The sequence below is a fragment of the Streptomyces sp. NPDC048481 genome, assembly GCF_043200075.1.
Classification (GTDB): Bacteria; Actinomycetota; Actinomycetes; order Streptomycetales; family Streptomycetaceae; genus Streptomyces.
On sequence record NZ_JBICXC010000019.1, the window covers coordinates 1 to 25,348 of the forward strand.

The following is a 25,348-nucleotide window of genomic DNA, read 5'->3' on the forward strand; positions in this document are numbered from 1 at the left end:
TGGGCAGTCGGCGTATGCGGCGGCGAACGTGTTCTTGGACGCTCTGGCCGCGCATCGGCATGCGCGAGGGCTGCCCGCCACCTCCATCGCCTACGCGCTCTGGCAGACCGAGACCGGGCTCAGCCAGTGGCTCACCGACGTCGACCTTCAGCGCATGCGCCGCACGGGCATGCCGCCGCTGACGGAGCAGGAGGGACTCGCGGACCTCGACGCCGCCGTGGCTGCCGGACGGCCGGCGGTGCTGTCCATGCACGTGGACCTCCCGGCACTGCGCCGGCTGCCCGAGCTCCCGCATCCGATGCTCCGCGCCCTCGTACCGGCGCCCAGGGCAGCGCGGCCCGGCGGTGGGCCGGTCCGGGACGAAGCGCTGCGACGACGGCTGCGTGAATCGTCCGGACCGGAGCAGCTGGCCGAGCTGCGCCGCCTCGTCGTCGCGACGGTCGCCACGGTGCTCGGCTTCGACGACGAGGCCGACGTCGATCCCCGACGCGGCTTCCTGGAGTCCGGGTTCGACTCGCTGGCCGCGATCGACCTCCGCAATCAGCTCAACAAGGCGCTCGGGCTGCAACTCCCGGCCATGGCCGTCTTCGACGGGCAGAACCCGGAGCAGCTCGCCGCGCTCGTCCAGGCCGAACTGGCAGCCGCCGGCCCTGTCACCGCCCCCGCTACCACCGTCACCGCTATCACTGGCGTTGTCGGTGCGGACGGTGGAGACGGCGTCGAGTCCGGCGCACGGGTCGGCGCACGGACCGGCGAAGCCTCCGAGGCCGCCGCGGGAACGGTCGGCGCTCCCGAGCCCGCGGGCGACGCCGATTCGCTCAGCGGCCTCTTCCGTGAGGCGGTGCTGGCGGGCAAGGTCGGCAAGGCGTTCGGTCTCCTGCGCTCCGTGGCCGAACTGCGCGACAGCTTCGACACCGAGGGGATGACGACCCCCCTCGCGTCGGCCCGGCTGGGCGACGGCCCGGGAAGCCCGCGGATCGTGTGCGTCTCGACACCGATGGCGGGCGGCGGCCTCCACCAGCACGCGAGACTGGCGTCGCACCTGCGAGGTGCCCGGCCGGTCTCCGCCCTGGCCCTGCCCGGGTTCGCCACCGGTGAGCCCCTGCCCGCCTCGGCGGAGGCGGTCGTCCGGACCATGGCCGACAACGTGCTCGACTCCGCACCGGACCGGCCGTTCGTCCTGCTCGGGTACTCCTCCGGCGGGCTGATCGCCTACGCCACCGCGTACCACCTGGAGCAGGTGCACGGCGTGGTGCCGGCGGGCGTGGTCCTCCTGGACAGCTACCGGGTGCAGGACGAGGCCATGGTGGTCGGCATGGAGCGGCTCGCGCGAAGCCTGCTGGAGGTCGAGCAGACCGTCGGCCGCTACGACAGCACCCGGCTGTCCGCGATGAGCCGCTACTTCGACATCCTGCCGGACTTCAAACTCGACGCCGTGTCCGCGCCGGTGCTGTTCGTCAGCGCGACCGGCGACTTCCTGGACCGTGGCCAGTACGAGGGCGACCCGGGCGACCTCAGGGCCCGCCCGTGGGACCCGGACCACGAACTGCGTGCCGCGCCGGGCAGCCACTTCACCCTCATCCAGGACGACGCCGGGACCACGGCCGGCGTCGTCGAGGACTGGGTCGGGCAGCTGTAGGGGGAGCGTCGCCCCCTACAGGGGGCCGCAGCGGGTCCGTCGGCCCCGCCCCCGTCACTACCGTCGCAACCGAGGCAGGACCTGACCTCACGACCGTGCGCGCCGCGCCGCGCCCGTCGGCCGCCGACGGGTACGGCACGTCCGCGCGCCGCATCCGGCGTGGAAGGAGAAGTCGTATGGCGCTGCCACCGAGTGCCCGGGGGACCGTCCCCTTCGGGCCTCACCGGACCTGGTACCGGGTCACCGGGGACCGTACCGTCGACCGGCCGACCGTGGTGCTGGTGCACGGCGGTCCGGGCAGCACCCACGACTACCTCCTGGGTCTCGCCGCGCTGGCCGAGCACGGCTGGCCCGTCGTGCACTACGACCAGATCGGCAACGGCGGTTCGACGCACCTGCCGCAGGCCGGCGCGGACTTCTGGACGGTCGACCTGTTCCTGGCGGAGCTGGACAACCTCGTCCACGCGCTCGGGATCGCGGACGACTTCGTGCTCCTCGGCCAGTCCTGGGGCGGCATGCTCTCCTCCGCCTACGCGGCACGGCGGCCGAAGGGCCTGCGCGGCCTCGTCGTCGCCGACTCGCCCGCCTCCTACCCGGCGTGGAAGGAGGAGCTCAAGGCCCTGCGCGCCCAGTTGCCGCCCGGCGTCAACGAGACTCTGCTCGCCCACGAGGCGGCGGGCACGACGGACAGCCCCGCCTACCTGGAGGCTATGAACGTCTTCTACGACCGTCATGTCTGCCGGCTGCCGGACAAGCCGACCGAGCTGACCGCCTCGCTGATGGAGATCGCCAACGATCCCACCGTCTACTTCACGATGAACGGACCGAGCGAGTTCCACGTCGTCGGCACCCTGCGGGACTGGTCCGTCATCGACCTGCTGCCGCGCATCGAGGTTCCCACCCTCCTCGTCTCCGGACGCCACGACGAGGTCACCGTCGGCGCGGTGCAGCCCTATTTCGACCTGATCCCCGACGTGCGCTGGGAGATCTTCGAGGAGTCGAGCCACGGCCCGCACCTCGAAGAACCCGAGCTGTTCATGAAGGTGCTCGTCGAGTACCTGCGCTCGCTGGGCTGAGCCGCACACGGTCGCGGGCACACGGCCGAGCACACGCCGGGCACGGGACCAGGTCCAAGCACAGGGCCTGGCCGGCACAGGGCCAGGTCCAGCCACCCGGCCGCGCACAGAGTCGAGCACACCGAGCAGAACACGAGGACTCGTGGACACCCAGGTTGACCAGCTGGTCGAGGCACTTCGCAACTCCCTCATGGAGAACGAGAAGCTGCGCGAAGCGCATGAGGCGCACCTCGCAGCCGCGCGGGAACCGATCGCGATCGTGTCGGCGGCCTGCCGGTTCCCCGGCGGCGTCGCCACTCCCGGGCAGCTGTGGCGGCTGATCGCCGAGGGCCGCGACGCGGTCTCGCCGTTCCCCACGAACCGCGGCTGGGACCTCGACGGCCTGTACGACCCCGAGCCCGGCGCGGACGGCAAGTGCTACACGCGCGAGGGCGGCTTCCTGCACGACGCCGACCGCTTCGACCCCGGCTTCTTCAACATCAGCCCGAGCGAAGCCCTGATCATGGACCCGCAGCAGCGCGTGCTGCTGGAGGTGGCCCACGAGGCATTCGAACGCGCCGGCATCCCGCACAACAGCCTCAAGGGCAGCCGTACGGGTGTTTTCGCGGGCGTCATGTACCACGACTACGGCCTCGGCGACGACGACGGCAGCACCAGCGGCGGCAGCGTCGTGTCCGGCAGGGTCGCCTACACCTTCGGCCTGGAGGGGCCGGCGGTGACGGTGGACACGGCGTGTTCGTCGTCGCTGGTGGCGTTGCATCTGGCGGCTCAGGCGTTGCGGTCGGGGGAGTGTTCGCTGGCGTTGGCCGGTGGGGTGACGGTGATGTCGACGCCGGAGACGTTCGTGGAGTTCAGTCAACAGCGGGGTCTGTCGGTGGACGGGCGGTGCAAGGCGTTCGCGGAGGCGGCGGACGGCACTGGCTGGGGTGAGGGTGCGGGTCTGCTGTTGCTGGAGCGGTTGTCGGATGCGCGCAGGCTGGGGCATCCGGTGCTGGCGGTGGTGCGGGGTTCGGCGGTGAACCAGGACGGTGCGTCGAACGGGCTGACGGCGCCGAACGGGCCGTCGCAGCAGCGGGTGATCCGGGCCGCGCTCGCCAACGCGCAGCTCACGGGAGTCGACGTCGACCTGGTGGAGGGGCACGGCACCGGGACCCGGTTGGGCGACCCGATCGAGGCGCAGGCCCTGCTGGCGACGTACGGCCGGGACCGGGACGGCGGGGATCCGCTGTATCTGGGATCCGTGAAGTCCAACTTGGGTCATACGCAGGCTGCGGCGGGTGTCGCCGGTGTGATCAAACTGATGGAGGCGATGCGGCACGGTGTCATGCCGCGGACGCTGCATGTGGACGCTCCGTCGTCGCAGGTGGACTGGACGTCGGGGGCGGTGGAGCTGCTGACGGAGGCGCGACCCTGGCCCGCGATGGGCGACCGTCCACGGCGGGCGGCGGTGTCGTCGTTCGGCATCAGCGGCACCAACGCGCACATCATCATCGAACAGCCCGCTGACGACAGTGAGTCGACCCAGCCCCGAGCACGCTCGCACGGCCCGGTGGCGGTCGCTCTGTCGGCGCGGTCGCCGGAGGCGTTGACGGCGTCGGCCGCCGCCCTGATCTCGTGGTGGGCCGAGCGGGACGATGTCGAAGTCGCCGAGGTGGCATCGGCGTTGAGGCATGGCCGTGCCGCGCTGGAGCACCGGACGGTGGTCGTCGCGTCCTCACGCGAGGAGGCGTTGGCCGGCCTGGGGTCGTTCGCATCGGATGCGCAGGGTGCCGGGGTCGCTGTCACGGGGCGGGTGTCTGCCGGGCGGACGGGGTGGTTGTTCACTGGGCAGGGCTCGCAGTGGCTGGGCATGGGGCGTGAGTTGTACGCGGCCGAGCCGGTGTTCGCGGCCGCTTTCGACGAGGCGTGCGAGGCGCTGGACCGGCATCTGCCGAGGCCGCTTCGTGAGGTGGTGTGGGGTGAGGATGCGTCGTTGGTGGATGCGACGGTGTTCACTCAGGCGGGCTTGTTCGCTGTGCAGGCTGGTCTGGTGGCCGTTCTGCGGCATTGGGGTGTGAGCCCGGATGTGCTGCTGGGCCATTCCGTCGGGGAGATCTCGGCTGCGTATGCGGCGGGGGTGTTCGGGCTGGAGGACGCGGCCCGTCTGGTGGCGGCACGCGGGTCGTTGATGCAGGCCCTGCCGGACGGCGGGGGCATGCTGGCCCTGTCCGCCGCACTGGAGGGTGTTGAGGAGCTGATCGACGGAACCGCCGTGGACGTCGCGGCCGTCAACGCACCGAGGGCCGTCGTGGTGTCCGGTGCGGTCGGCGAGCTGGAGCAGGTGACGGCCCGTGCGGCTGAGGCGGGGGTGAGGGCGACGCGGTTGTCGGTCTCGCACGCTTTCCACTCCCGGCTGATGGAGCCGATGCTGGAGGAGTTCGCTCAGGTCGCGGCCGGCGTGACCTACCGCGAGCCGAGGACTGCGGTGGTCTCGAACGTGACGGGGCAGGTGGTGTCGGCTGAGCTGACCGACCCGGCCTACTGGGTGCGGCATGTGCGGGAAGCGGTCCGTTTCGCCGACGGTCTGGCCACGGCACGTGGGCTGGGTGTGACGCGGTTCGTGGAGGTGGGCCCGGAAGCCGTCCTGACCGCCTTGACCCGTCAAAGCCTGGACGAGGCAGACGAGTTGGCGTTCGCGCCGCTGATGCGCCGCCCCGAGGAAGGCGCCTCGGCGCAGGTCACGTTGCTGAGGGCCGCCGCTGCCCTCCACGTGCGCGGTGCTTCCGTGGACTGGCACCTGCCCACCCCCGCCCGCCACCTCGACCTGCCCACCTACCCCTTCCAGCGCAGCCGCTACTGGCTGCCCGCGGCCGAGCGGGGGATGGACGCCGGCAGCCGTGGCCTCGTCGCTGTGATCCATCCCCTGCTGGGCGCGGCGGTATCCGTCGCGGACACCGGCGGGACGATCCTCACCGGACGCCTCTCGATCGAGGCCGAGCCCTGGCTCGCCGATCACGCGGTGAACGGCACGGTTCTTCTTCCGGGCACGGCGTTCGTCGAACTCGCCCTGCGGGCCGGGGACGAGGTGGGCTGTGACCGGGTCGAGGAACTCACCTTGGTCGCCCCGCTGGTGCTGCCCGAACGGGGCGGTGTCCAGATCCAGGTCGTGGTCGGCGGGGCCGACGACGAGGGACGGCGTGAGCTGACCGTGCACTCCCGTCACGACGGCAGGGAGTGGGTGTGCCACGCGCAGGGCACCGTCGCGGCCGGGGACGACCGCCCCGCGGACTTCGACCTGGCTGCCTGGCCGCCCGCCGGGGCGGAAAGGGTCGAGACGGGCGACCCGTACGCCGCTCTCGCCGCCGACGGCTACGACTACGGGCCGACGTTCCAGGGACTACGGCAAGTGTGGCGGCGCGGCGACGAACTGTTCGTGGACATCGCGCTGCCCGAGGACGCCGACGCGCAGGCGTTCGGACTGCACCCGGCCCTGCTCGACGCGGCCCTGCACGGGGTCCACCTCGGTCGCCCCGACCCGGAAGGCGGGCCCGCCCTGCCGTTCTCCTGGCACGGCGTGACCCTCTGGGCGGCGGGCGCGTCCCGGCTGCGGGTCGCCGTGGACGCCGGTGGACGGATGAGGCTGGCGGACGAGGACGGACGTCCGGTCGGGGAGGTGGACGAGCTTGTGGTGCGGCCCGTCACCGCGGCCGACCTCGCCGGCGCCGCGGGCCGTTCCGACGTACTGCACCGGATCACGTGGACACCGGCACGGCTGCCGGAACCTGGAGAGCCCGGAAAGCCGGGAGAAACCGGGGGCCCGGGGGAGTCGGCGGAAGCGCCGGGGCTGTCGTCGCGGCTGCCGGTGACCGTGGTCGCGGCGGATGCACTGGCCGCCTCGGGTGGTGCCGTGGTCGTGCTGCGCGCCGAAGGCGACGAACCCGTCGTGCAGGTCACCACTGCACTCCAGGAGTGGCTGGTGGACGAGGACCGGCGCGACGCCGTCCTGATCGTCGCCGCCGACCGCGCCACGTCCGACGGTCCGATGCGGGCCGGTGTGGCCGGCCTGGTCAGGGCGGCGCAGGCCGAGCATCCGGGGCGCTTCGTCTTCGCCGACGTGGACGACGCCGACGCGCTCGCGCCCTCGGTGTGGCACGCCGTCGCCGTTTCCGGAGAACCCGAGTGGAGGCTGAGGGGCCGCGACTGGTTCGTCCCGCGCCTCACCCGTGCGACACCCGCGACCCCTGCGACCCCCACGGCCCCTGCGGACCTCGGCGCGGCCGCGGTCACTCCGCCTGCCGCCGTCGCCCCGCCCGCCTGGGGTGCGGGCGCCGTGCTCGTCACCGGCGGCACGGGCGGGGTCGGGGCCGCGATCGCCCGGCACCTGGTCGTCGAGCACGGGGTCGCTGAGGTCGTGCTGCTGTCCCGTTCCGGCCCTGACGCGTCCGGGGCCGCCCGGCTCGTGGAGGAGCTGACCGCTGCCGGAGCACGGGCGCGGGCCGTCGCCTGCGACGTCGGTGACCGAGCCGGCCTTGCCGCCGTCCTGGACACCGTCCCGGACCTCGGAGCCGTGGTGCACGCCGCGGGCGTCCTCGACGACGCCGTGCTGACCGAACTGACACCACAGCGGCACGAACGGGTCTGGCGTCCCAAGGCGACGGCAGCCGACCACCTGGCCGAACTCACCCACGCACGCGACCTGTCCGCGTTCGTCCTGGTGTCCTCGATCTCCGGCGTGCTCGGCGCGGCGGGCCAGGCCAACTACGCGGCGGCCAACGCCTACCTCGACGGCCTGGCCGCACGCCTCCGGGACGAAGGCCGCCGGGCCACGTCGATCGCCTTCGGCCTGTGGGGTGAGGTCGGCATGGGCGCCGCGCTCGACGCGACGGAACTGCGCCGCACCGAGCAGGCCGGACTCCCGGCCCTGACCACCGCCGAGGCCCTGGCGGCCTTCGACCGGGCGATGGAGGGCGGGGACGACGTCGTCGTGGCCGCCAGGCTGCTGCCCCAGCTGGCCCGGCACGCCGGACAACGCGCGCCCCTGCTTGCCGAGCTGTTCCGCGGGAGCGGGACCGGGCGCCGGTCCGCACGCGCGACGGCGGGAGACTCGCGCGCCCTGGCCCGGAAACTCGCCGGGGTCGACCCCGCCGACCGCTTCGGCATGGTCCTCGACCTCGTCCGAACCCAGGCCGCCGCTCTCCTCGGATACGACGACGCCGCCGCGCTCGATCCGCAACGCCCCTTCTCCGAGCTGGGGTTCGACTCCCTCAGCACGATCGAGATGCGCAACCGGCTCGCCGCCGCGACCGAGGTCCGCCTGCCGGCCACGCTGCTCTTCGACTACCCCACCGTGCACGTACTGACCCGGCACCTCCTGGCGGAAATCGCGGGGCGGGCGGCTCCCGAGGCCGACACCGCCCCCGCGACCACCGTCCCGGACGACGACCCGATCGCGATCGTGTCGATGGCCTGCCGCTACCCGGGCGGGGTCGCCGCCCCGGAGGAGCTGTGGCGGTTGATCGCCGAGGGCCGTGACGCGGTCTCGGCGTTCCCGGCCGACCGCGGCTGGGATCTCGACGCCCTCTACGACCCCGAGCCGGGCGTCGAGGGCAGGACCTACTCCCGGCACGGAGCCTTTCTGCACGACGCCGACCAGTTCGACCCGGCCTTCTTCACCATCAGCCCGACCGAGGCCCTGACCATGGACCCTCAGCAGCGCCTGCTGCTGGAGACGTCCTGGGAGGCCTTCGAGCGCGCGGGCATCGATCCGATCGCCCTCAAGGGCAGCCGCACCGGCGTCTTCGCGGGCGTCATGTACCACGACTACGGGCCGGGCACGAGCAGCGGCGCGATCGTCTCCGGCCGGGTGTCGTACGTCTTCGGTCTCGAAGGCCCGGCGGTGACGGTGGACACGGCGTGTTCGTCGTCGCTGGTGGCGCTGCATCTGGCGGCTCAGGCGTTGCGGTCGGGGGAGTGCTCGTTGGCGTTGGCCGGTGGGGTGACGGTGATGTCGACGCCGGAGACGTTCGTGGAGTTCAGTCAACAGCGGGGTCTGTCGGTGGACGGGCGGTGCAAGGCGTTCGCGGAGGCGGCGGACGGTACGGGGTGGGGTGAGGGTGCGGGTCTGCTGTTGCTGGAGCGGTTGTCGGATGCGCGCAGGCTGGGGCATCCGGTGCTGGCGGTGGTGCGGGGTTCGGCGGTGAACCAGGACGGTGCGTCGAACGGGCTGACGGCGCCGAACGGGCCGTCGCAGCAGCGGGTGATCCGGGCCGCGCTCGCCAACGCGCAGCTCACGGGAGTCGACGTCGACCTGGTGGAGGGGCACGGCACCGGGACCCGGTTGGGCGACCCGATCGAGGCGCAGGCCCTGCTGGCGACGTACGGGCAGGGGCGGGAGGATCAAGAGCCCCTGTATCTCGGGTCGTTGAAGTCGAATCTGGGTCATACGCAGGCGGCGGCAGGTGTCGCCGGTGTGATCAAGCTGGTGGAGGCGATGCGGCACGGGGTCATGCCGCGGACGCTGCATGTGGACGCTCCGTCGTCGCAGGTGGACTGGACGTCGGGGGCGGTGGAGCTGCTGACGGAGGCGCGCCCCTGGCCCGCGACCGACGGCCGTCCACGGCGGGCGGCGGTGTCGTCGTTCGGCATCAGCGGCACCAACGCCCACGTGATCATCGAGCAGGTCCCGGAGCCGCTGGAGTCGCCGACGTCGAAGGATTCGTCTGACGGAACAGTGGCGATCGCTCTGTCGGCGCGGTCGCCGGAGGCGCTGACGGCCTCGGCCGCTCGTCTGGCGTCGTGGTGGTCCGAGCGGGAGGACGTCGAAGTCGCCACGGTGGCTTCGGCTTTGACGGGCGGGCGTGCCGCGCTGGAGCACCGGGCGGTCGTCCTCGCCTCGTCGCGCGAGGAGGCGCTTGCATCGCTGACCTCGTTCGAGGCCGGCATGTCCGACGCGGTGGTCGGCCGGGTGTCCGCCGGGCGGACGGGATGGCTGTTCACGGGACAGGGCTCCCAATGGCTGGGCATGGGGCGTGAGTTGTACGCGGCCGAGCCGGTGTTCGCGGCCGCTTTCGACGAGGCGTGCGAGGCGCTGGACCGGCATCTGCCGAGGCCGCTTCGTGAGGTGGTGTGGGGTGAGGATGCGTCGTTGGTGGATGCGACGGTGTTCACTCAGGCGGGCTTGTTCGCTGTGCAGGCGGGTTTGGTGGCCGTCCTGCGGCATTGGGGTGTGAGCCCGGATGTGCTGCTGGGCCATTCCGTCGGGGAGATCTCGGCTGCGTATGTGGCGGGGGTGTTCGGGCTTGAGGACGCGGCCCGTCTGGTGGCGGCACGCGGGTCGTTGATGCAGGCCCTGCCGGAGGGCGGAGGCATGCTCGCTCTGGCTGCCGGACGTGAGCGGGCCGAGGAGTTGATCTCCGGACTGCTCGTGGACGTCGCGGCTGTCAACGGACCTGCGGCGGTGGTGGTGTCCGGAGCGGTCGGGGATCTGGAGCAGGTGGCCGAGCGGGCCGACGAGGCGAGGGTGCGGGCGACGCGGTTGTCGGTCTCGCACGCTTTCCACTCCCGGCTGATGGAGCCGATGCTGGAGGACTTCGCCGCCGTCGCGGCCACGGTGACCTACCGCGAACCCGCGACTGCGGTGGTCTCGAACGTGACCGGGCGGGTGGTGTCGGCGGAGCTGACCGACCCGGCCTACTGGGTGCGGCACGTGCGCGCGGCCGTACGGTTCTCCGAGGGCCTGGCCACGGCCGGAGCGCTGGGCGTGACCCGGTTCGTGGAGGTCGGCCCCGAGGCGGTACTGACCGCCCTTGCCCGCCAAGGCCTCCAGAACGGGGACGAGTCGACGTTCGCACCGCTGATGCGCCGCCCCAAGAAGGGCACCTCGGCGCAGGCCACCTTGCTGAAGGCCGCCGCCACCCTCCACGTGTCCGGCGTCTCCGTGGACTGGCACCTGCCCGCCCCCGCCCGCCACCTCGACCTGCCCACCTACCCCTTCCAGCGCAGCCGCTACTGGCAGGACTCGATGCCCGCAGACGCCGACCCCCGGCGGATGGGGCAGTCGCCGACCGGTCACCCGTTGCTGGGTGCGGCGGTGACGGTCGCCGAGACGGGGGGCGCGGTCCTCACCGGACGTCTCTCCGCCGAGACCCACCCCTGGCTCGCCGACCACGACGTCAACGGCGTCTCCGTCCTGCCTCCTTCGGTGCTCGTGGACTTCGCGCTTCGGGCCGCCCTGGAGGTGGACTGTGCGACCGTGGAGGAGCTGGACCTCGGTGCGCCCGTCGTCCTGTCGGGGGGCGCGGCCACTTTCGTGCAGGTGAGCGTCGGGGCGGCCGATGTCTCGGGCCGCCGCCGTCTCGGCGTGTACGTCCGGAGCGGAGACGGGGGCGAGTGGGTCCGCTGCGCCTCCGGCACGTTGGCCCCCGAGAGCCCGACGGCCGCCCCCACGGAGTGGCTCGCGCCGGAAGCCGAACCGCTGGACCTCGACACGATCTACGAAGCGCTCGCCCGTCGGGGGCACGCGTACGGGCCGGCGTTCCGGACGGTGCGGTCCGCATGGCGGGACGGGGCCGCTCTCTACGTCGAATCGGCGCTTCCCGAGACCCCCGACGCCAGGTCGGACGCGTCCTCGTACGTTCTCCATCCCGCCCTGCTGGAAGGCGTCTGCCAGGTTGTCACGGCGCTGGACGGAGCCGCACCGGAAGAGTTGTCGTCCACGTCGGCCGCTTCCGCGATGCTGGCCGCGTCCTGGCGCGGCATCACGGTGGCGGCGGGCAGCGGTGCGGAGACGCTGCGGGCTTCGTTCCGCGATGGCCGGCTGTCGCTGCTCGACGAGGACGGGGTGGCGGTGGGCGAGGTGGCATCGCTGGAGCTGCGGCCGGTCAGCAGCGCCGAGTTGACCGCCGCCGGCATGGCTACGTCCGCAACAGACGCGCTGTATCAGCTGCGTTGGACGGCGGCCCTGCTCCCCGAGCCCGAGTCCGAGCCTGGAGCGGCCGGCCCGGTCGCGGTCGTCGGACCGGAGGACGTGGCGGACGCCGCAGGAGATGTCGTCGTCTGCGTCTGCCCGCTTCCGAGGACTTCCGACGCGGCGGCGGCCCGTTCGCTGACGGGTGCCGTGCTCACCGCGCTGCGGGGGTGGGTCGCCGACCCGGCCAGGCACAGCAGCACGCTCGTGATCGTCACCGTCTGCGACGACGACGCTTCCGGCGCCTCGGCGCCCGCCGCCTCCGCGGTGGCCGGACTGGTACGCGCCGCGCAGATGGAACATCCAGGGCGTTTCGTTCTGGTGGGCCTTGACGTGGCTGACGACGCGTCGCTGCTCGACGAGCGGACCTGGCGCGCGCTGGCCACGGCGGCGGAGCCGGAGTGGCGGCGGCCGGCGGACGGGACCTGGCACGTGGCCCGGTTGCAGCGGCGGCCCCCGGCCGGAGACGGCCCGGACTGGGGCACAGGAACGGTGCTGGTCACCGGTGGCACGGGAGGCCTGGGCGCGCTCGTCGCCCGCAGACTGGCGACCGGGCACGGGGTGCGCAAGCTGGTCCTCGCGTCCCGGCGTGGCCCGGCGGCCCCGGGCGCGGCGGAACTCCTCGCCGAACTGCGGGACGCGGGAGCCGACGTCCGGGCCGTCGCCTGCGACGTCGCCGACCGCGAGGCCCTCGCCGGACTGCTGTCGACCGTCGACGAGCTGACCGGTGTCGTGCACACGGCCGGTGTGCTGCACGACGGCGTGCTGAGCGAGCAGACCGAGGACGGTCTCGACGCCGCGTGGGCGCCGAAGGCTGCCGCGGCCTGGGCCCTGCACGACCTCACCCGGAATCTCCCGCTGCGGGCGTTCGTGATGTTCTCCTCGGTGGCCGGGGTGCTCGGCTCGGCCGGCCAGACGAACTACGCCGCCGCCAACGGCTTCCTCGACGGTCTCGCCGAACACCGCCGCCGGCAGGGCCTGCCCGCGGTCTCGATCGCTTACGGACTCTGGGAGGGCGGCGGCATGGGCGCGGCCCTCGACCCGGCGGACCAGGAGCGAGGCGCGCGCATCGGCATGCCCGCGCTCACCGTCGCACAAGGTCTCGCCCTGTTCGACGTCGCGGTCGCCCTGGGGGAACCGTCGGTCGTCGCGACCCCGCTGCTGCCCGCCGTGGCCGACCACGCGGGGCAGCGCGCGCCACTGCTGACCGGGCTGTTCCGCGCCGCGACCGCCCGGGCCGCCGCCCGGCGCGCGGCAGGCGGACGACTCGCCCGACAGCTCACCGCCGCACCCGAGGCGGCACGGCCTGACATCGCGCTCCGCGCCGTCCAGGAACAGGCAGCCCAGGTGCTCGGCCACCCGGAGGGGACGGCCCTGGAACCCGATCGCCCCTTCTCGGAGTTCGGCTTCGATTCCCTCACGACGATCGAGATGCGCAACCGGCTCGGAGCGGCGACCGGTCTCCGCCTTCCGGCCGGCCTGCTGTTCGACCATCCGACGCTGCGCGCGCTCGCGCGCCACCTGGTCGCCGAGGTGTCCGGCACCGCTCCCGCGGAGACCGCCGCCCTCCGCAGGACCGCGGCGGCGGCCGCCGCCGACGAGCCGATCGCGATCGTGTCGATGGCATGCCGCTTCCCCGGCGGAGTGACCTCGCCGGAGGACCTGTGGCGCCTGGTCGCCGACGGCGTCGACGCGGTCTCCGACTTCCCGGCCGACCGGGGCTGGGACCTGGCGCGCCTCTACGACCCCGAACCGGGCAAGCCCGGCCACACCTACACCCGCAGCGGAGCGTTCCTCACCGGCGTCGACCGCTTCGACCCGGCCTTCTTCAACATCAGCCCGGTCGAGGCACTGGCCATGGACCCGCAGCAGCGCCTCTTCCTGGAGACGACCTGGGAGGCTCTCGAACGGGCCGGCATCGACCCCGCCACCCTGGCCGGCAGCGACACGGGCGTGTTCACGGGCACCTCCTACCAGGACTACGGCTCCAGGCTGCAACAGATCCCCGACGAGGTCGCCGGCTACGTCGGCAACGGCACGCTCGGCAGCGTCCTCTCCGGCCGGGTGTCGTACGTCTTCGGCTTCGAAGGCCCGGCCGTCACGGTGGACACCGCCTGCTCCTCGTCGCTCGTCGCCCTGCACCTCGCGGCCCAGGCCCTGCGGGCCGGCGAGTGCTCCCTGGCGCTGGCCGGCGGCGCGACCGTGATGTCGACGCCGGAGACGTTCGTCGAGTTCAGCCGCCAGCGCGGGCTGTCGGTCGACGGCCGCTGCAAGGCGTTCGCCGAGGCGGCGGACGGCACCGGATGGGGTGAAGGCGTCGGTCTGCTGCTGGTCGAGAAGCTGTCGGACGCGCGCAGGCTGGGGCATCCGGTGCTGGCGGTGGTGCGGGGTTCGGCGGTCAACCAGGACGGTGCGTCCAACGGTCTGACGGCGCCGAACGGGCCGTCCCAGCAGCGGGTGATCCGTGCCGCGCTCGCCAACGCCGGTGTGTCGGCCGCGGACGTGGACCTGGTCGAAGCACATGGCACGGGGACCCGCCTCGGGGATCCCATCGAGGCACAGGCGTTGCTGGACACCTACGGGACGGACCGGGACGGCGCGGAGCCGCTGTACCTCGGGTCGGTGAAGTCGAACCTCGGTCATACGCAGGCGGCAGCCGGTGTCGCCGGTGTGATCAAGCTGGTGGAGGCGATGCGGCACGGCGTGATGCCACGGACGCTGCACGTGGATGCGCCGTCATCGCAGGTGGACTGGTCGGCCGGAGCGGTGGAACTGCTGACGGAGGCCCGGCCCTGGCAGGTTCCGGGTGATCGTCCGCGGCGGGCGGCGGTGTCGTCGTTCGGCATCAGCGGCACCAACGCCCACGTGGTCCTCGAACAGGCGGTGCATGACGCGCAGTTCGCCGTGCCGAGGACCGAAGGACCGGTGGCGATGGCCCTGTCGGCGCGTTCACCGGAGGCGCTGACGGCATCGGCTGCCCGGCTGGCGTCGTGGTGGTCCCGGCGTGACGATGTCGAAGTCGCCGAGGTTGCCTCGGCATTGGCGGGTGGACGCGCCTCCCTGGAGCACCGGGCGGTGGTCGTCGCCGCCGGCCGCGAGGAGGCGCTGACAAAACTGGCCGCGTTCGCGTCGGAGTGGACCGGTGCGATCGGCGGACGGGTGTCTGCGGGGCGGACGGGGTGGTTGTTCACGGGGCAGGGGTCGCAGTGGCTGGGGATGGGCCGTGAACTGTACGGCGCCGAGCCGGTGTTCGCGGCTGCTTTCGACGAGGCGTGTGAGGCGCTGGACCGGCATCTGCCGAGGCCGCTTCGTGAGGTGGTGTGGGGTGAGGATGCGTCGTTGCTGGATGCGACGGTGTTCACTCAGGCGGGCTTGTTCGCTGTGCAGGCTGGTCTGGTGGCAGTACTGCGGCATTGGGGTGTGAGTCCTAATGTGCTGCTGGGCCATTCGGTCGGGGAGATCTCGGCTGCGTACGCGGCTGGTGTCTTCGGGCTGGAGGATGCGGCGCGTCTGGTGGCGGCGCGGGGGTCGTTGATGCAGGCCCTGCCGGACGGCGGGGGCATGCTCGCGCTGGCTGCCGGGCGTGAGCGGGCAGAGTCGCTGATCTCCGGTACTGCCGTGGATATTGCTGCCGTTAATGGGCCTGCGGCGGTGGTGGTGTCCGGTGCGGTCGGGGATCTGGAGCAGGTGGCGGCCCGTGCTGCTGAGGCGGGGGTGCGGGCGACCCGGTTGTCGGTCTCGCATGCTTTCCACTCCCGGTTGATGGAGCCGATGCTGGAGGAGTTCGCCCAGGTCGCCGCGACGGTGACGTATCGCGAGCCGACGACTGCGGTGGTTTCGAACGTGACGGGGCAAGTCGTCTCGACGGAGTTGACCGATCCCGGCTATTGGGCGCGGCATGTGCGGGAGGCGGTGCGTTTCGCCGACGGTGTAGCCACGGCACACGGGCTGGGTGTGACCCGGTTCGTGGAGGTGGGCCCGGAGGCGGTCCTGACCGCACTCGCCCGCCAAACCCTCGACGAAGCGGACGAGTTGACCTTCGCCCCGCTGATGCGCCGCCCGAAGGAAGGCATCTCGGCGCAGGCGACTTTGCTGAACGCGGCCGCCGCCCTCTATGCCTCCGGTGTTTCCGTGGACTGGCACCTGCCCGCCCCCGTCCGCCATCTCGACCTGCCCACCTACCCCTTCCAGCGCAGCCGCTATTGGCTGTCGGAGCCCGTGTCCGGGTCGGGCGCCGGGCAGGTGTCCGTCGGAGTGAGTGCGGCCGGCCTGCGGGAGTCCGGGCATGGTCTGCTGGCGGCGTCGGTGACGACCGCTGACGGCGTGTCGACGGTGCTGACGGGCCGGATCGGTGTGAGCACTCACCCGTGGCTGGCCGATCACGCGGTGGCCGGGATCGCCCTCGTACCGGGGACGGCCCTGCTGGACATGGCACTGCACGCCGCCGAGGTCACCGACTACACCGAGGTCGGCGAACTGATCATCGCCCAGCCCTTGCCCCTGCCCGCACACGGTCAGGTGGACGTCCAGGTCCAGGTGACCACCGCCGGTGAGCAGGCCGACCTCGCCATCCACTCCCGGCCCGCCGAGGACCCCGGAACACCCTGGATCACCCACGCCACCGGAACCCTCACGAGGCCTGTCGCCGCCGCATCCCGCCCGCTCGCCGCGACCGAGCCGGAGCCCTGGCCTCCCGCCCCCGCCGCGAATCTCGACGTCGACGACCTGTACCGGCGTCTTGCCGTCCGGGGTTTCCGTCTGGGGCCGCAGTTCCGGAGTGTGCAGGCGGCCTGGCAGGGCGAGGCCGGGCTGTATGTGGAGGTGGCGCTGCCGGAGGACGTCGACACGAGCGGTCACCGGATCCATCCGGCGCTGCTCGACGGGCTCTGCCAACTGCTGGCCGTCGACGCCGACGCGGACCTGGACGACCCGGCCCCGGACACCATGCCGCTCGGTTCGGCCTGGCGTGGTGTGCGGTGGGAGTCGGGGGACGGGGTGCTGTCGGCCTCACCCGCCCTGCGCCTGGCGTTCACCGGCGCCGGCCTGGCCGTGACGACGCCCTCCGGGACGCCCGTGGCGTCGGCCGCGTCGGTGGACCTGCACGCCGTGCCCCTCCCGGACGGGGCGTACGCGGGGGAATCGGTCCCGGACGCAGCTGCGGTGGGCACCGGGCAGGCGCCGACCGCGACGGCGCGGAGGGGGTCCGGCCGGCGGGCCGACCCGGAGCAGTTCGTGCGCGAGCTGGGCGAGCAGGACGACGAGACCCGCGCGCGGTCGTTGCTGCGTCTGGTGCGTGAGCAGGTGGCGCAGGTGCTCGGGCACGTGGACGCCGAGTCCGTGGATGCGGACACGGCCTTCTCGGAGCTGGGCTTCGACTCGATGGCCGCCGTCGAGGTCCGCAACCGGCTGAGCCGGCACACCGGACTCTCACTGCCCAGCACACTGGTCTTCGACCGTCCGACCGCCCGGCTCACCGCGGTCTGGCTCGACGGGGAACTGCGGCCGCGGGCCGAGAACGGCGCCGACGCGCTGCTGGGCCGGATGAGCACCCTCGACGCGCTGCTGACGAGCGCGTCCCCGTCTCCCGAGGAGCGGGACGCGATCCTTACCGGGCTGGAATCCCTGGTGCAGCGCTGGCGGTCGCGGACCACGGAGACCGACGCCGAACGGGCGGAACAGGAAGCGGTGGTGCTCGACGACGCGAGCGACGACGAACTGTTCGCGGTCCTCGACGGGGAACTCAGCGGCGGTTGAGCGGCGCCGCCGGGCGGCCACTTGCGGTGAAAGGCCACTTCCTGTGCCGGAGGCGCGGCACCGGCACGGGGAGTGGTCCCGACTCAGGGGGACGATAGGGGTACTTCGGCATCGGACGCCCGCCCTAGCGTGGGCTCGCCCGCGCGGAACCGCGCACCTGCCCATGACGCGCGCCACCTCCATCGCGCCGACCTGCCCCGGGAGATCCACGATGACGACCGAGCTGAACACCGTGACGCCGGACGACGCGGTGATCGAACTGTTCAGTCCGCCGCAGCCCGCGGACCCGTTCCCCCTCTACGACGTGCTGATGGAGACCGACCGCGTGTACCGCAGTCCGTCGCTCGGCCTGTGGGCCGTGACCGGCTACGCCGAGTCGGCCGCGATCCTGCGTGCCAACACGACCCGCAACGGGCCGCGAGCGGCCAGCACGATGCGGCCGGACTGGGCGGAGCACGAGGCGCTGCGCATGTACCTCAACGCCCTGATCACCCTCGACCCCCCGGACCACAGCCGCGTGCGCGGGCTCGCTGGCAGGGTGTTCACCCCGGCCGCGGTGCGCGCCCTGGGGCCCAGCATCGAGCGCCTGATGCGCCGTCACCTCGACGACATGGTCGAACTGGCCCAGGGCGGCGCCCCGGTGGACCTGATCACGTCGCTGGCCAGCCCGTTCCCGGTGGCCGTCATCAGCGAGATGCTGGGCGTGCCGGACGAGGACGGCATGCACTTCTACCACGTGGCCAACAACTGGTCGCGGGTCTGGGCGGGCGGCTACTACTCCGAGGAAGACCTCACGCGCGCCGACGCCGCGGCGCTCGAACTGCGCGAGTACTTCGACGGCATCCTCGACGAGCGCCGCAGGAGCCCGCGCGAGGACCTGCTCTCGACGCTGGTCCGCGAGGGCGACAACGCCCGGCTCTCTCCTGAGGAGACGATGTCGCTGGCGACGTTCCTCTTCGTCGCGGGCTTCGAGACCACCACCTCCCTCATCAGCGCGGGACTGATCTCCCTGCTGGACCACCCGGACCAGTTGGAGCTGTGGCGCCGCGACGCGTCCGTCACGCCCACGGCGGTCGAGGAGCTGCTGCGCTTCAACACGCCGATCACGGCCGCCAGTCGGGTGATGAAGGAGGACACCGCGCTCGGCGACCAGATCGTCCCGGCGGGCAACCTCGTCGTCGCGCTGCTGGCCGCGGCCAACCGCGACCCGCGCCAGTTCACCGACCCCGGCAGGCTGGACCTGACCCGCAGCGAGGGCGCCAACCTCGCCTTCAGCGCGGGTCCGCACTTCTGCATGGGCGGGAACCTGGCCCGGCTGGAGGCCTCGGTGCTGTTCCCGGCCTTCCTGGAGCGCTTCAGCAGCATCGAGGTGGTGGGCACCCCCACGCGCCGGGACGCCATCGGGCTCAACGGATACGAGGAGCTCCAGGTCGTCCTGGGCACCTGAGCCGGCCGGCGTGAGGCGGCCGGCACGAGACGCGGTCCGCCGCGGCGCCGGCGTCCGGGCGGTCCGCCCGCGGCGCCGGCGTTCTCCGGCAGTGAGTCCGGCCTCAAGTCGCGCCCGTACGAAGTGGCCACGCAGCCGTCGGCCCGAAAGCCGTTCCGGAAAGGGACAGGGAACCCCAGATGTCATTCACAGACCCCGCAGTGTGGCTGCGGCGCTATCACCCCGTCGACGACAACGCGCCGCGGCTCATCTGCTTCCCGCACGCCGGCGGGTCGGCGAGTTACTACTTCCCGTTCTCCCGCGCGGTTGCCGACACCGGTGCCGCCGAAGTGAGCGTGGTGCAGTACCCGGGACGCCAGGACCGGCACCGGGAGGCGTGCCTGACGGATCTGCGGCAGTTGGCGCGGTGCGTCGTCGACGCCGTGCTGGCCTGCGACGACGGCCGTCCGGTGGCGCTGTTCGGCCACAGCATGGGCGCGCTGCTCGCCTTCGAGGTGGCCCTGCAACTCCAGGAGGGGGCCGGACTGAGGGCGGACCGGCTGTTCGTCTCCGGCCGGCGTTCGCCCAGCCGTCCCACGAGCGAGAAGGTGCACCTGCGGGACGAGCAGGGCCTGATGCGCGAGGTGCGCGCACTCGACGGCACCGGATCCTCGATGCTGGACGACCCCGACATACGCGCGATGATCCTGCCCCCGCTCCGAGCCGACTACGAGGCGCTGGAGACCTACCGCTACAGTCCGGCGCGCCGCCTGACCATCCCGGTCGACGCCTTCGTCGGCGACAGCGACCCGCGTACCCCGGTCGACGACGCCGGGCAGTGGAGCGCGGTCACGAGCGGGGACTTCGACCTGCGCGTGCTGCCCGGCGGGCACTTCTACCTCGTGGAGCAGTGGACGACACTGGCCGCCCACCTGGGCGGCCGGCTCGCCGGCACGGGGGAACCCACGAGTCGGCGGCTGTGAACTCGGCCGATCGTGAACTCGGCCGACCGTGAAAACGGTCGGCCGTCCGATCGGACCGGTCAGTGTGAAGAAGCAGGGGGCCTTCTCGCCTCGGGACGTTATTCACCTCGTCCCCACGGAAGTTGGCCCCCACCGTGTCCCGTTCCGCCCCCTCCCGTTCCGCCCCACTCCGCCCCGGCCCGTCCCGAGAGGCGGAACGCCGTAAGGTTCAGTACCTCCTGTGTCAGCCCTGCGGCCGAGCGGAGGGCGCCGGAGTCGACGGATCGGCGGGGCCCCGAGACGCTCGCGACGAGGCGGCGGCACTGCTCCGGGATCGACTCGGCGAGCGTGGTCGCGGGTCCCGGCTGCAGCACGGCGGGGGTGGCGCGCTGGCGCCGGGCGACGCCCGCGGCGATCACGTCGGCGAAGAGCGCGCCGGAGCCGAGGCCCAGTACGGCGCGGACCCCGAGGCCCGCGGAGGCCACGTCGTCGAGCCACGGCGCGACATGGCGGTCGAGGTCCAGTCCGTGGGGGCGGTAGCCGGGCGGACGCCCCAGGGCCTGCCACACGGTGTGCTCGGTGTCCAACAGCGGTGCCACGGCACGGAGATCGGCGCCGGGCGGTCCGAGAAGGGGACGTCCGACCACAAGGATCAGCTCGCCCGACTGTCCGCGGAGCAGTTCCTCCCAGCAGCCGGGAGGGCGCCCGCGCCGGCCTTCTGCCACGTGCATGGTCGGCCTCGCATGCGTACGCCGCTCGTCGGGGACGGGCGGGCGGGGAGCGGTGCGGGACAGGGGACGCGGAAACCGTGCGCCCGCCCCCGACGGGGGATGGAGAGGGCGAGTCGCACGGTTTCCACGGGCCCGGTGGGCGCCTCGGGCGGGCCTGTCGGCCCGGTGGCGCCTTGGGCGGACCTGCGGGTCGGGCCGGTGGGTCTCGGGTCAGACGCGCTGCCCGGTCACCGTCATCCGGCCGAAGCTTCCCGCGATGGTCGCGCCGGTCAGGTTGTCCTCGGCGACGATCAGGTCGAAGTCCATCTTCATGGGCATCGGGCGCGTCATGTTGATGGTGAACTGGGCGCGGTCGCCCTCCAGCCGCCCGTTCTCGATGCCCACCGTGCTGCCCATCGCCGTCGCGGTGCCGGTGAGCGCCGCGCCGTTGCGGGTGACGTCGATGCTGCCCTCCTGGGGGCCGATGGGGGAGGCGATGGTGATGGACCACTTGCCGTCGATGGCGCTCATGAGTTCTCCATACTGGGTTGGTGGCCGGGATGGCCGGGTTGGGCGACGGACCTTCTCCGGTGGTTCAGCGCTCGATCTGCCGCTGCGCCAGGGCGCCGGCGTCGATCTTCAGCTGCACGCCGGTGAGGTACCGCGATTCGTCCGAGGCCAGGTAGACCACGGCGTGGGAGATGTCGGTCGGGTCCAGCAGCGGAACGCCCATGGCGTGGAAGTTCCGGAACAGGATCTCCGCGTCGGCCTCGGTGGGATGCTCGAGGTCGGGGCGGTAGGTGCGGTACGTGGACTCGTTCTGCACCATGCGGGTCGCGACGTTGCCCGGGTGGACCGCGTTGACGCGGGTGCCCTTCGGGGCGAGCTGCACGGCGAGCCAGTTGACGTACTCGACGAGGGTCTTCTTGGCGAAGCTGTAGCCGTACCCGCCGGGCCCGGCGACGGCGTTGCCCGCCAGCTCCGGCGCCAGGCCGGCGACCGAGCCCATCACGATGACCGACGCGCCGTCGCCGAGATGGGGGAGCGCGGCGTGCACGGTGGAGATGGTGCCGAGCAGGTTGACGTCGACTGTGTCGGTGAACGCGTTGAGCGGCCGGTCCATGCCGACCGGGCTGATGCCGGCGTTGGCGACGACCGCGTCGAGCCGGCCGAGTTCCTCGACCGTCTCGGCGAACGCCCGGTCGAGTGCCGCACGGTCGCGGATGTCGACCTGCCGGACCGCGGCGCGCCGTCCGCACTTCCTGACCAGGTCGGCGGTCTCGTCGAGTTCCGTACCCGTCGACATGCCGTAGTCGGCGACGGGGATGTCCTGGCAGATGTCGAACGCGATGATGTCCGCCCCCTCCTCGGCCAGACGCAGCGCGTGACTGCGGCCCTGTCCGCGGGCGGCGCCGGTGATTGCGACGACCTTGCCATCGACCCGGCCCATGATTCGCCTCCGTAGGCAATGGAAGTGGTTGCGTGTGCGCGGTGGTGCGGCGGCACGGTGGTGCGGTGTCACGGTGGTGCGGCGGCCCGCTCGGCGTGCCGGCGACGTGCCGTTCGCCGCGCCCCCGGGCCTCTTTATAGCCACGTGCGCCGAGGGCGGACGACCCCTAGGTTGCCGATCACCGCAGACCTAGGGGTCGTCAGGCCGGCGGTCCCGCCCCGTGGCCGCGAGGGTCAGTCGGGCACCCAGCCGTGACCGCGGGCCACGCGCAGCAGCCGCTCGCGCAGCCGGGCGATCTGGGCCGCCGTCACCGACGGGGCGCAGAAGATGATCGCGTCGGTGAACTCCTGGAGGAGTTCGGCGGACGTGACCCTGCGGCCGGCGGCCGCGGACGTCGTCCCGGCGGTCCCTTCGGACGGCTCCTGGGGGAGGGGCCGTACGTTGAAGGCCCGCAGACCCCGCTCGCTCTCGGTCTCCTCGAACTGGACGGGCACCCCGGGGGTGATGAGGTGCCGGTCGCAGAGGATGTCGTTCGCGTGCATGAAGGCGTCCTCACCCGATGGTCGGCTGACGAAGCCGTAGCCGTGCACGCTGTCGAAGCTCACTACTCGACCTTCAGGCATGGGTTCCGCCATTCTGTGTGGGGGATCGGTACGCCGCGGGCTCGTCGGGGACGATGTCCGTGCGGCCCTGATCAGCTGCCCGTGCTCCGGTCGGGGCTGGAGGGCACCTCTCCCGGACGGCCCGCGGGGGCCGGCACCGTCGGACCGTCGCCGGCGCCCAGGGCGGCGGCCTCCTCCGGATGGTGGGCGAGGTAGTCGCTCAGGCCGGGGAACTCCTCCTCGAAGTCCTCCGGGTACTCGGCCGGCGCGTTGCGCAGGGTGATCAGCGCCGTGATCGCGACAAGGCCGAGGATCACCACGTTGAGCAGGACGGCGCTGTGCAGACCCCGCATGAAAGCGGCGTCGGCCGCGTCGATGATGGCGGAGGCCGTCTTCTCGGGCAGCGTGGCGGTGGCCTGGAGGGCGCCGCCGAGGGAGTCCTTCGCCGCTTCGGCCACCTGCGCGGGGGTGTTGTCGGGCAGCTTCAGGGTGTGGGTGTAGCGGTTGTTGAGGATGGTGCCGAGGACCGCCATGCCCAGCGCGCCGCCCAGTTCGGCGGCCGTGGTGGCCAGGGCTGCCGCGGCGCCGGAGCGCTCCTTGGGCGCGCTGTTGACGATGGTGTCCGAGGTGACGGTGAAGGTGGACACGGCGCCGATCGCCTGGAGTACGACCGGGATGATGACGATGCCGTAGCTGGTGTCGACCTTCAGGGTGCTGTAGAAGGCCATCGCCCCGGCGCCGACCGCGAGACCGAAGGCGCACAGCTTGGCCCGCCCGATCTTCGGCACCAGCATGGCGATCATCGGGGCGACGATGATGGCGACCCCGGCGGGCGGCAGCATCGCGAGGCCCGACTTCAGCGGCGACCACCCGTGCACCAGCTGGAAGTACTGGCTGAGCAGCAGGGTCGTGCCGATGAAGGCGAACAGGGCGAAGGTGTTGGAGGCGACGGCGCCGGAGAACGCCATGCTCTTGAAGAGTTTGACGTCGATCAGCGGATGCTCCATGCGCACCTGCTTGAGGCCGAAGGCCACGAGGCCGGCGACGCCGATCGCCGCCGCGATCAGCACCCGCTTGTCGCCGAAGCCGTCGTGCACGGACTCCTGGATGGCGTAGACGATGCCGACGATGCTGACGATCGACAGGACGACGCTGACCGGATCGATCCGGCCGGGCAGCGGGCTGCGGGACTCCGGGACCACCACGACCGCCACCGAGAACAGCAGGATCATGATGGGGACGTTGATCAGGAAGACCGATCCCCACCAGAAGTTGTTGAGCAGCGGGCCCGCGATGACCGGTCCGATCGCCATGCCGCCGCTGATCATGGCGGCCCAGACGCCGACCGCGGTGGTGCGCTCCTTCGGGTCCGTGAAGATGTTGCGGATGATGGAGAGCGTGGTCGGGTAGACCGTCGCGCCGGCGACGCCGAGCAGCGCCCGCCCCGCGATCAGCCACGCCGGCGAGTCCGCGTAGGCGCAGAGCACGGACGCCGCGGCGAAGGAGAAGGAGCCGGCGAGCAGCAGCTTCTTGCGGCCGATCCGGTCGCCGAGGTTACCCATGGTCACCAGCAGGCCGGACAGGGCGAGACCGTAGATGTCCGCGATCCAGAGAACCTCGGTGGACGTAGGCTGCAGGTCCTTGATGAGTGAGGGGATGGCGAGCTGCAGGACGGTAAGGTCAACGCTCAACAACAGTGCGGCCATGCAGATCACGACAAGCGCCACCCAGCGGCGACCTCCGAGTTCAGGCGGCGGGGCCAGGCGGGGAGCGGTTGGAGAGGTAACCATCGGAGTCTCCGGCTTCTACGCGGGAATTCGACGAGCACGGTAACTGTGTATGCCGTACTCGCTTGTGTAAGCTATACGCAGAAGTGTGGAGCGGTCAATCGCTCCGCACTGGATGAGCTGGAGTGTCTGTGTCGAAACAAGACAGCGATGACTTCTCTCGGACCCTTGAGCTGCTGTGGGGCGGGCGAGGGGCGTCGGCGCGCGGGCCCAAGCCGGCGCTGACCGTCGAAGGCATCGTGGAGTGCGCCATCGGGATCGCCGACCGGGAGGGCTTCTCCGCCGTCTCGATGCAGCGGGTGGCCAAGGAGCTGGGCCGCAGCACGATGTCGCTGTACCGCTACCTTCCGGGGAAGAACGACCTGGTCAGCCTCATGATCGACGCCGCGCTCGGCGAACCGCCGATCCTTGACGACGCCATCGGCGACTGGCGCGCCAAACTCGAGGTGTGGGCCCACTGCTACCTGGTGGTCCTCAACGACCACCCCTGGGCCGTGACCGCGGCGACCCTGGGCCGGGCCATGGGGCCCAACGAACTCGGATGGCTCGAATCCGGCGTCTCCGCTCTCGCCGGGACGGCCCTGAGCGGCAGCGAGAAGACCGACGCGGTCGTCGCCGTCAACGGTCACGTCCGCAGCTGGGTGCAGTATGCGGGCAACACGCCCGCCGACCCGGCGGCCGACCTCTCGAACGAGTCCTGGGGCGCCGCCATCGCCGGCCTGGTCCGTGATCACAGCGAGCGCTACCCCGCGCTGCTCGAGGCCATGGAGTCCGGCGCCTTCGACCCGGCGGACGACGGTGGCCCGGCGTTCGGCCTGCGCGTCGTGCTCGACGGCATCGGCGTGCGGATCGCCGAACGCGACGCGGCGAAGAACCGCCCCCGCCGGGCCGCCCGCCAGCCCTGACCCACCCGCGCCCCGACCCGCCTGCGGCAGGGCCCCGACCCGCCCGCGGCCGGCCCGCCCCACCCCCGGCCCGGCCCGCCCGCGGGGTCAGCC

Annotated in this window: 11 protein-coding genes; 6 read left to right on the forward strand and 5 right to left on the reverse strand. The window is 72.3% G+C overall.

Annotation, left to right across the window (positions count from 1 at the left end):
• From ACGFSH_RS33690 to ACGFSH_RS33710, 5 genes are all read left to right on the forward strand, one after another.
• Positions 1-1,639, forward strand: a 1,639-nt coding sequence (locus ACGFSH_RS33690; protein ID WP_393355306.1) for an alpha/beta fold hydrolase, incomplete at its 5' end; no start/stop codon positions are given.
• 176 nt (positions 1,640-1,815) lie between these two features.
• Positions 1,816-2,715 carry a proline iminopeptidase-family hydrolase gene (locus ACGFSH_RS33695; RefSeq protein WP_393355308.1) on the forward strand — a complete coding sequence of 300 codons (900 nt, stop codon included), beginning with the start codon at positions 1,816-1,818 and terminating at the stop codon, positions 2,713-2,715.
• Between the two features lie 142 nt (positions 2,716-2,857).
• Positions 2,858-17,413 (forward strand): SDR family NAD(P)-dependent oxidoreductase, encoded by a 14,556-nt coding sequence (locus tag ACGFSH_RS33700; RefSeq protein ID WP_393355311.1) that lies wholly within the window; start codon positions 2,858-2,860, stop codon positions 17,411-17,413.
• 211 nt (positions 17,414-17,624) lie between these two features.
• The gene (locus tag ACGFSH_RS33705; RefSeq protein WP_393355313.1) at positions 17,625-18,860 is read left to right on the forward strand and encodes a cytochrome P450; all 1,236 of its coding nucleotides are present in this window, start codon (positions 17,625-17,627) and stop codon (positions 18,858-18,860) included.
• A 179-nt stretch (positions 18,861-19,039) separates the two neighbouring features.
• Positions 19,040-19,822, forward strand: coding sequence for a thioesterase II family protein (locus ACGFSH_RS33710; protein WP_393355315.1), 783 nt, complete (start codon positions 19,040-19,042; stop codon positions 19,820-19,822).
• Positions 19,823-19,920: 98 nt separating this feature from the next.
• Here the strand turns inward: ACGFSH_RS33710 and ACGFSH_RS33715 are convergent, their stop codons facing one another.
• The 5 genes from ACGFSH_RS33715 to ACGFSH_RS33735 form a co-directional block, all read right to left on the reverse strand.
• Positions 19,921-20,400 carry a hypothetical protein gene (locus ACGFSH_RS33715; RefSeq protein ID WP_393355317.1) on the reverse strand — a complete coding sequence of 160 codons (480 nt, stop codon included), beginning with the start codon at positions 20,398-20,400 and terminating at the stop codon, positions 19,921-19,923.
• Between the two features lie 342 nt (positions 20,401-20,742).
• Positions 20,743-21,042: a hypothetical protein gene (locus tag ACGFSH_RS33720; protein ID WP_393355319.1), complete on the reverse strand. Its 300-nt coding sequence runs from the start codon at positions 21,040-21,042 to the stop codon at positions 20,743-20,745.
• 64 nt (positions 21,043-21,106) lie between these two features.
• Complete coding sequence (locus ACGFSH_RS33725) at positions 21,107-21,961, reverse strand: mycofactocin-coupled SDR family oxidoreductase (RefSeq protein WP_393355321.1); 855 nt, start codon at positions 21,959-21,961, stop codon at positions 21,107-21,109.
• Positions 21,962-22,194: 233 nt separating this feature from the next.
• Positions 22,195-22,566, reverse strand: a complete 372-nt coding sequence (locus tag ACGFSH_RS33730) for a cold-shock protein (protein WP_393355323.1) — start codon at positions 22,564-22,566, stop codon at positions 22,195-22,197.
• Between the two features lie 89 nt (positions 22,567-22,655).
• On the reverse strand, positions 22,656-24,353 hold the full coding sequence (locus ACGFSH_RS33735) for a DHA2 family efflux MFS transporter permease subunit (RefSeq protein ID WP_393355325.1): 1,698 nt from the start codon (positions 24,351-24,353) through the stop codon (positions 22,656-22,658).
• A gap of 128 nt (positions 24,354-24,481) precedes the next feature.
• On the opposite strand from ACGFSH_RS33735, the gene ACGFSH_RS33740 reads away from it, so the two are divergent.
• Positions 24,482-25,255: a TetR/AcrR family transcriptional regulator gene (locus ACGFSH_RS33740; protein WP_393355327.1), complete on the forward strand. Its 774-nt coding sequence runs from the start codon at positions 24,482-24,484 to the stop codon at positions 25,253-25,255.
• Positions 25,256-25,348 lie beyond the last annotated feature (93 nt).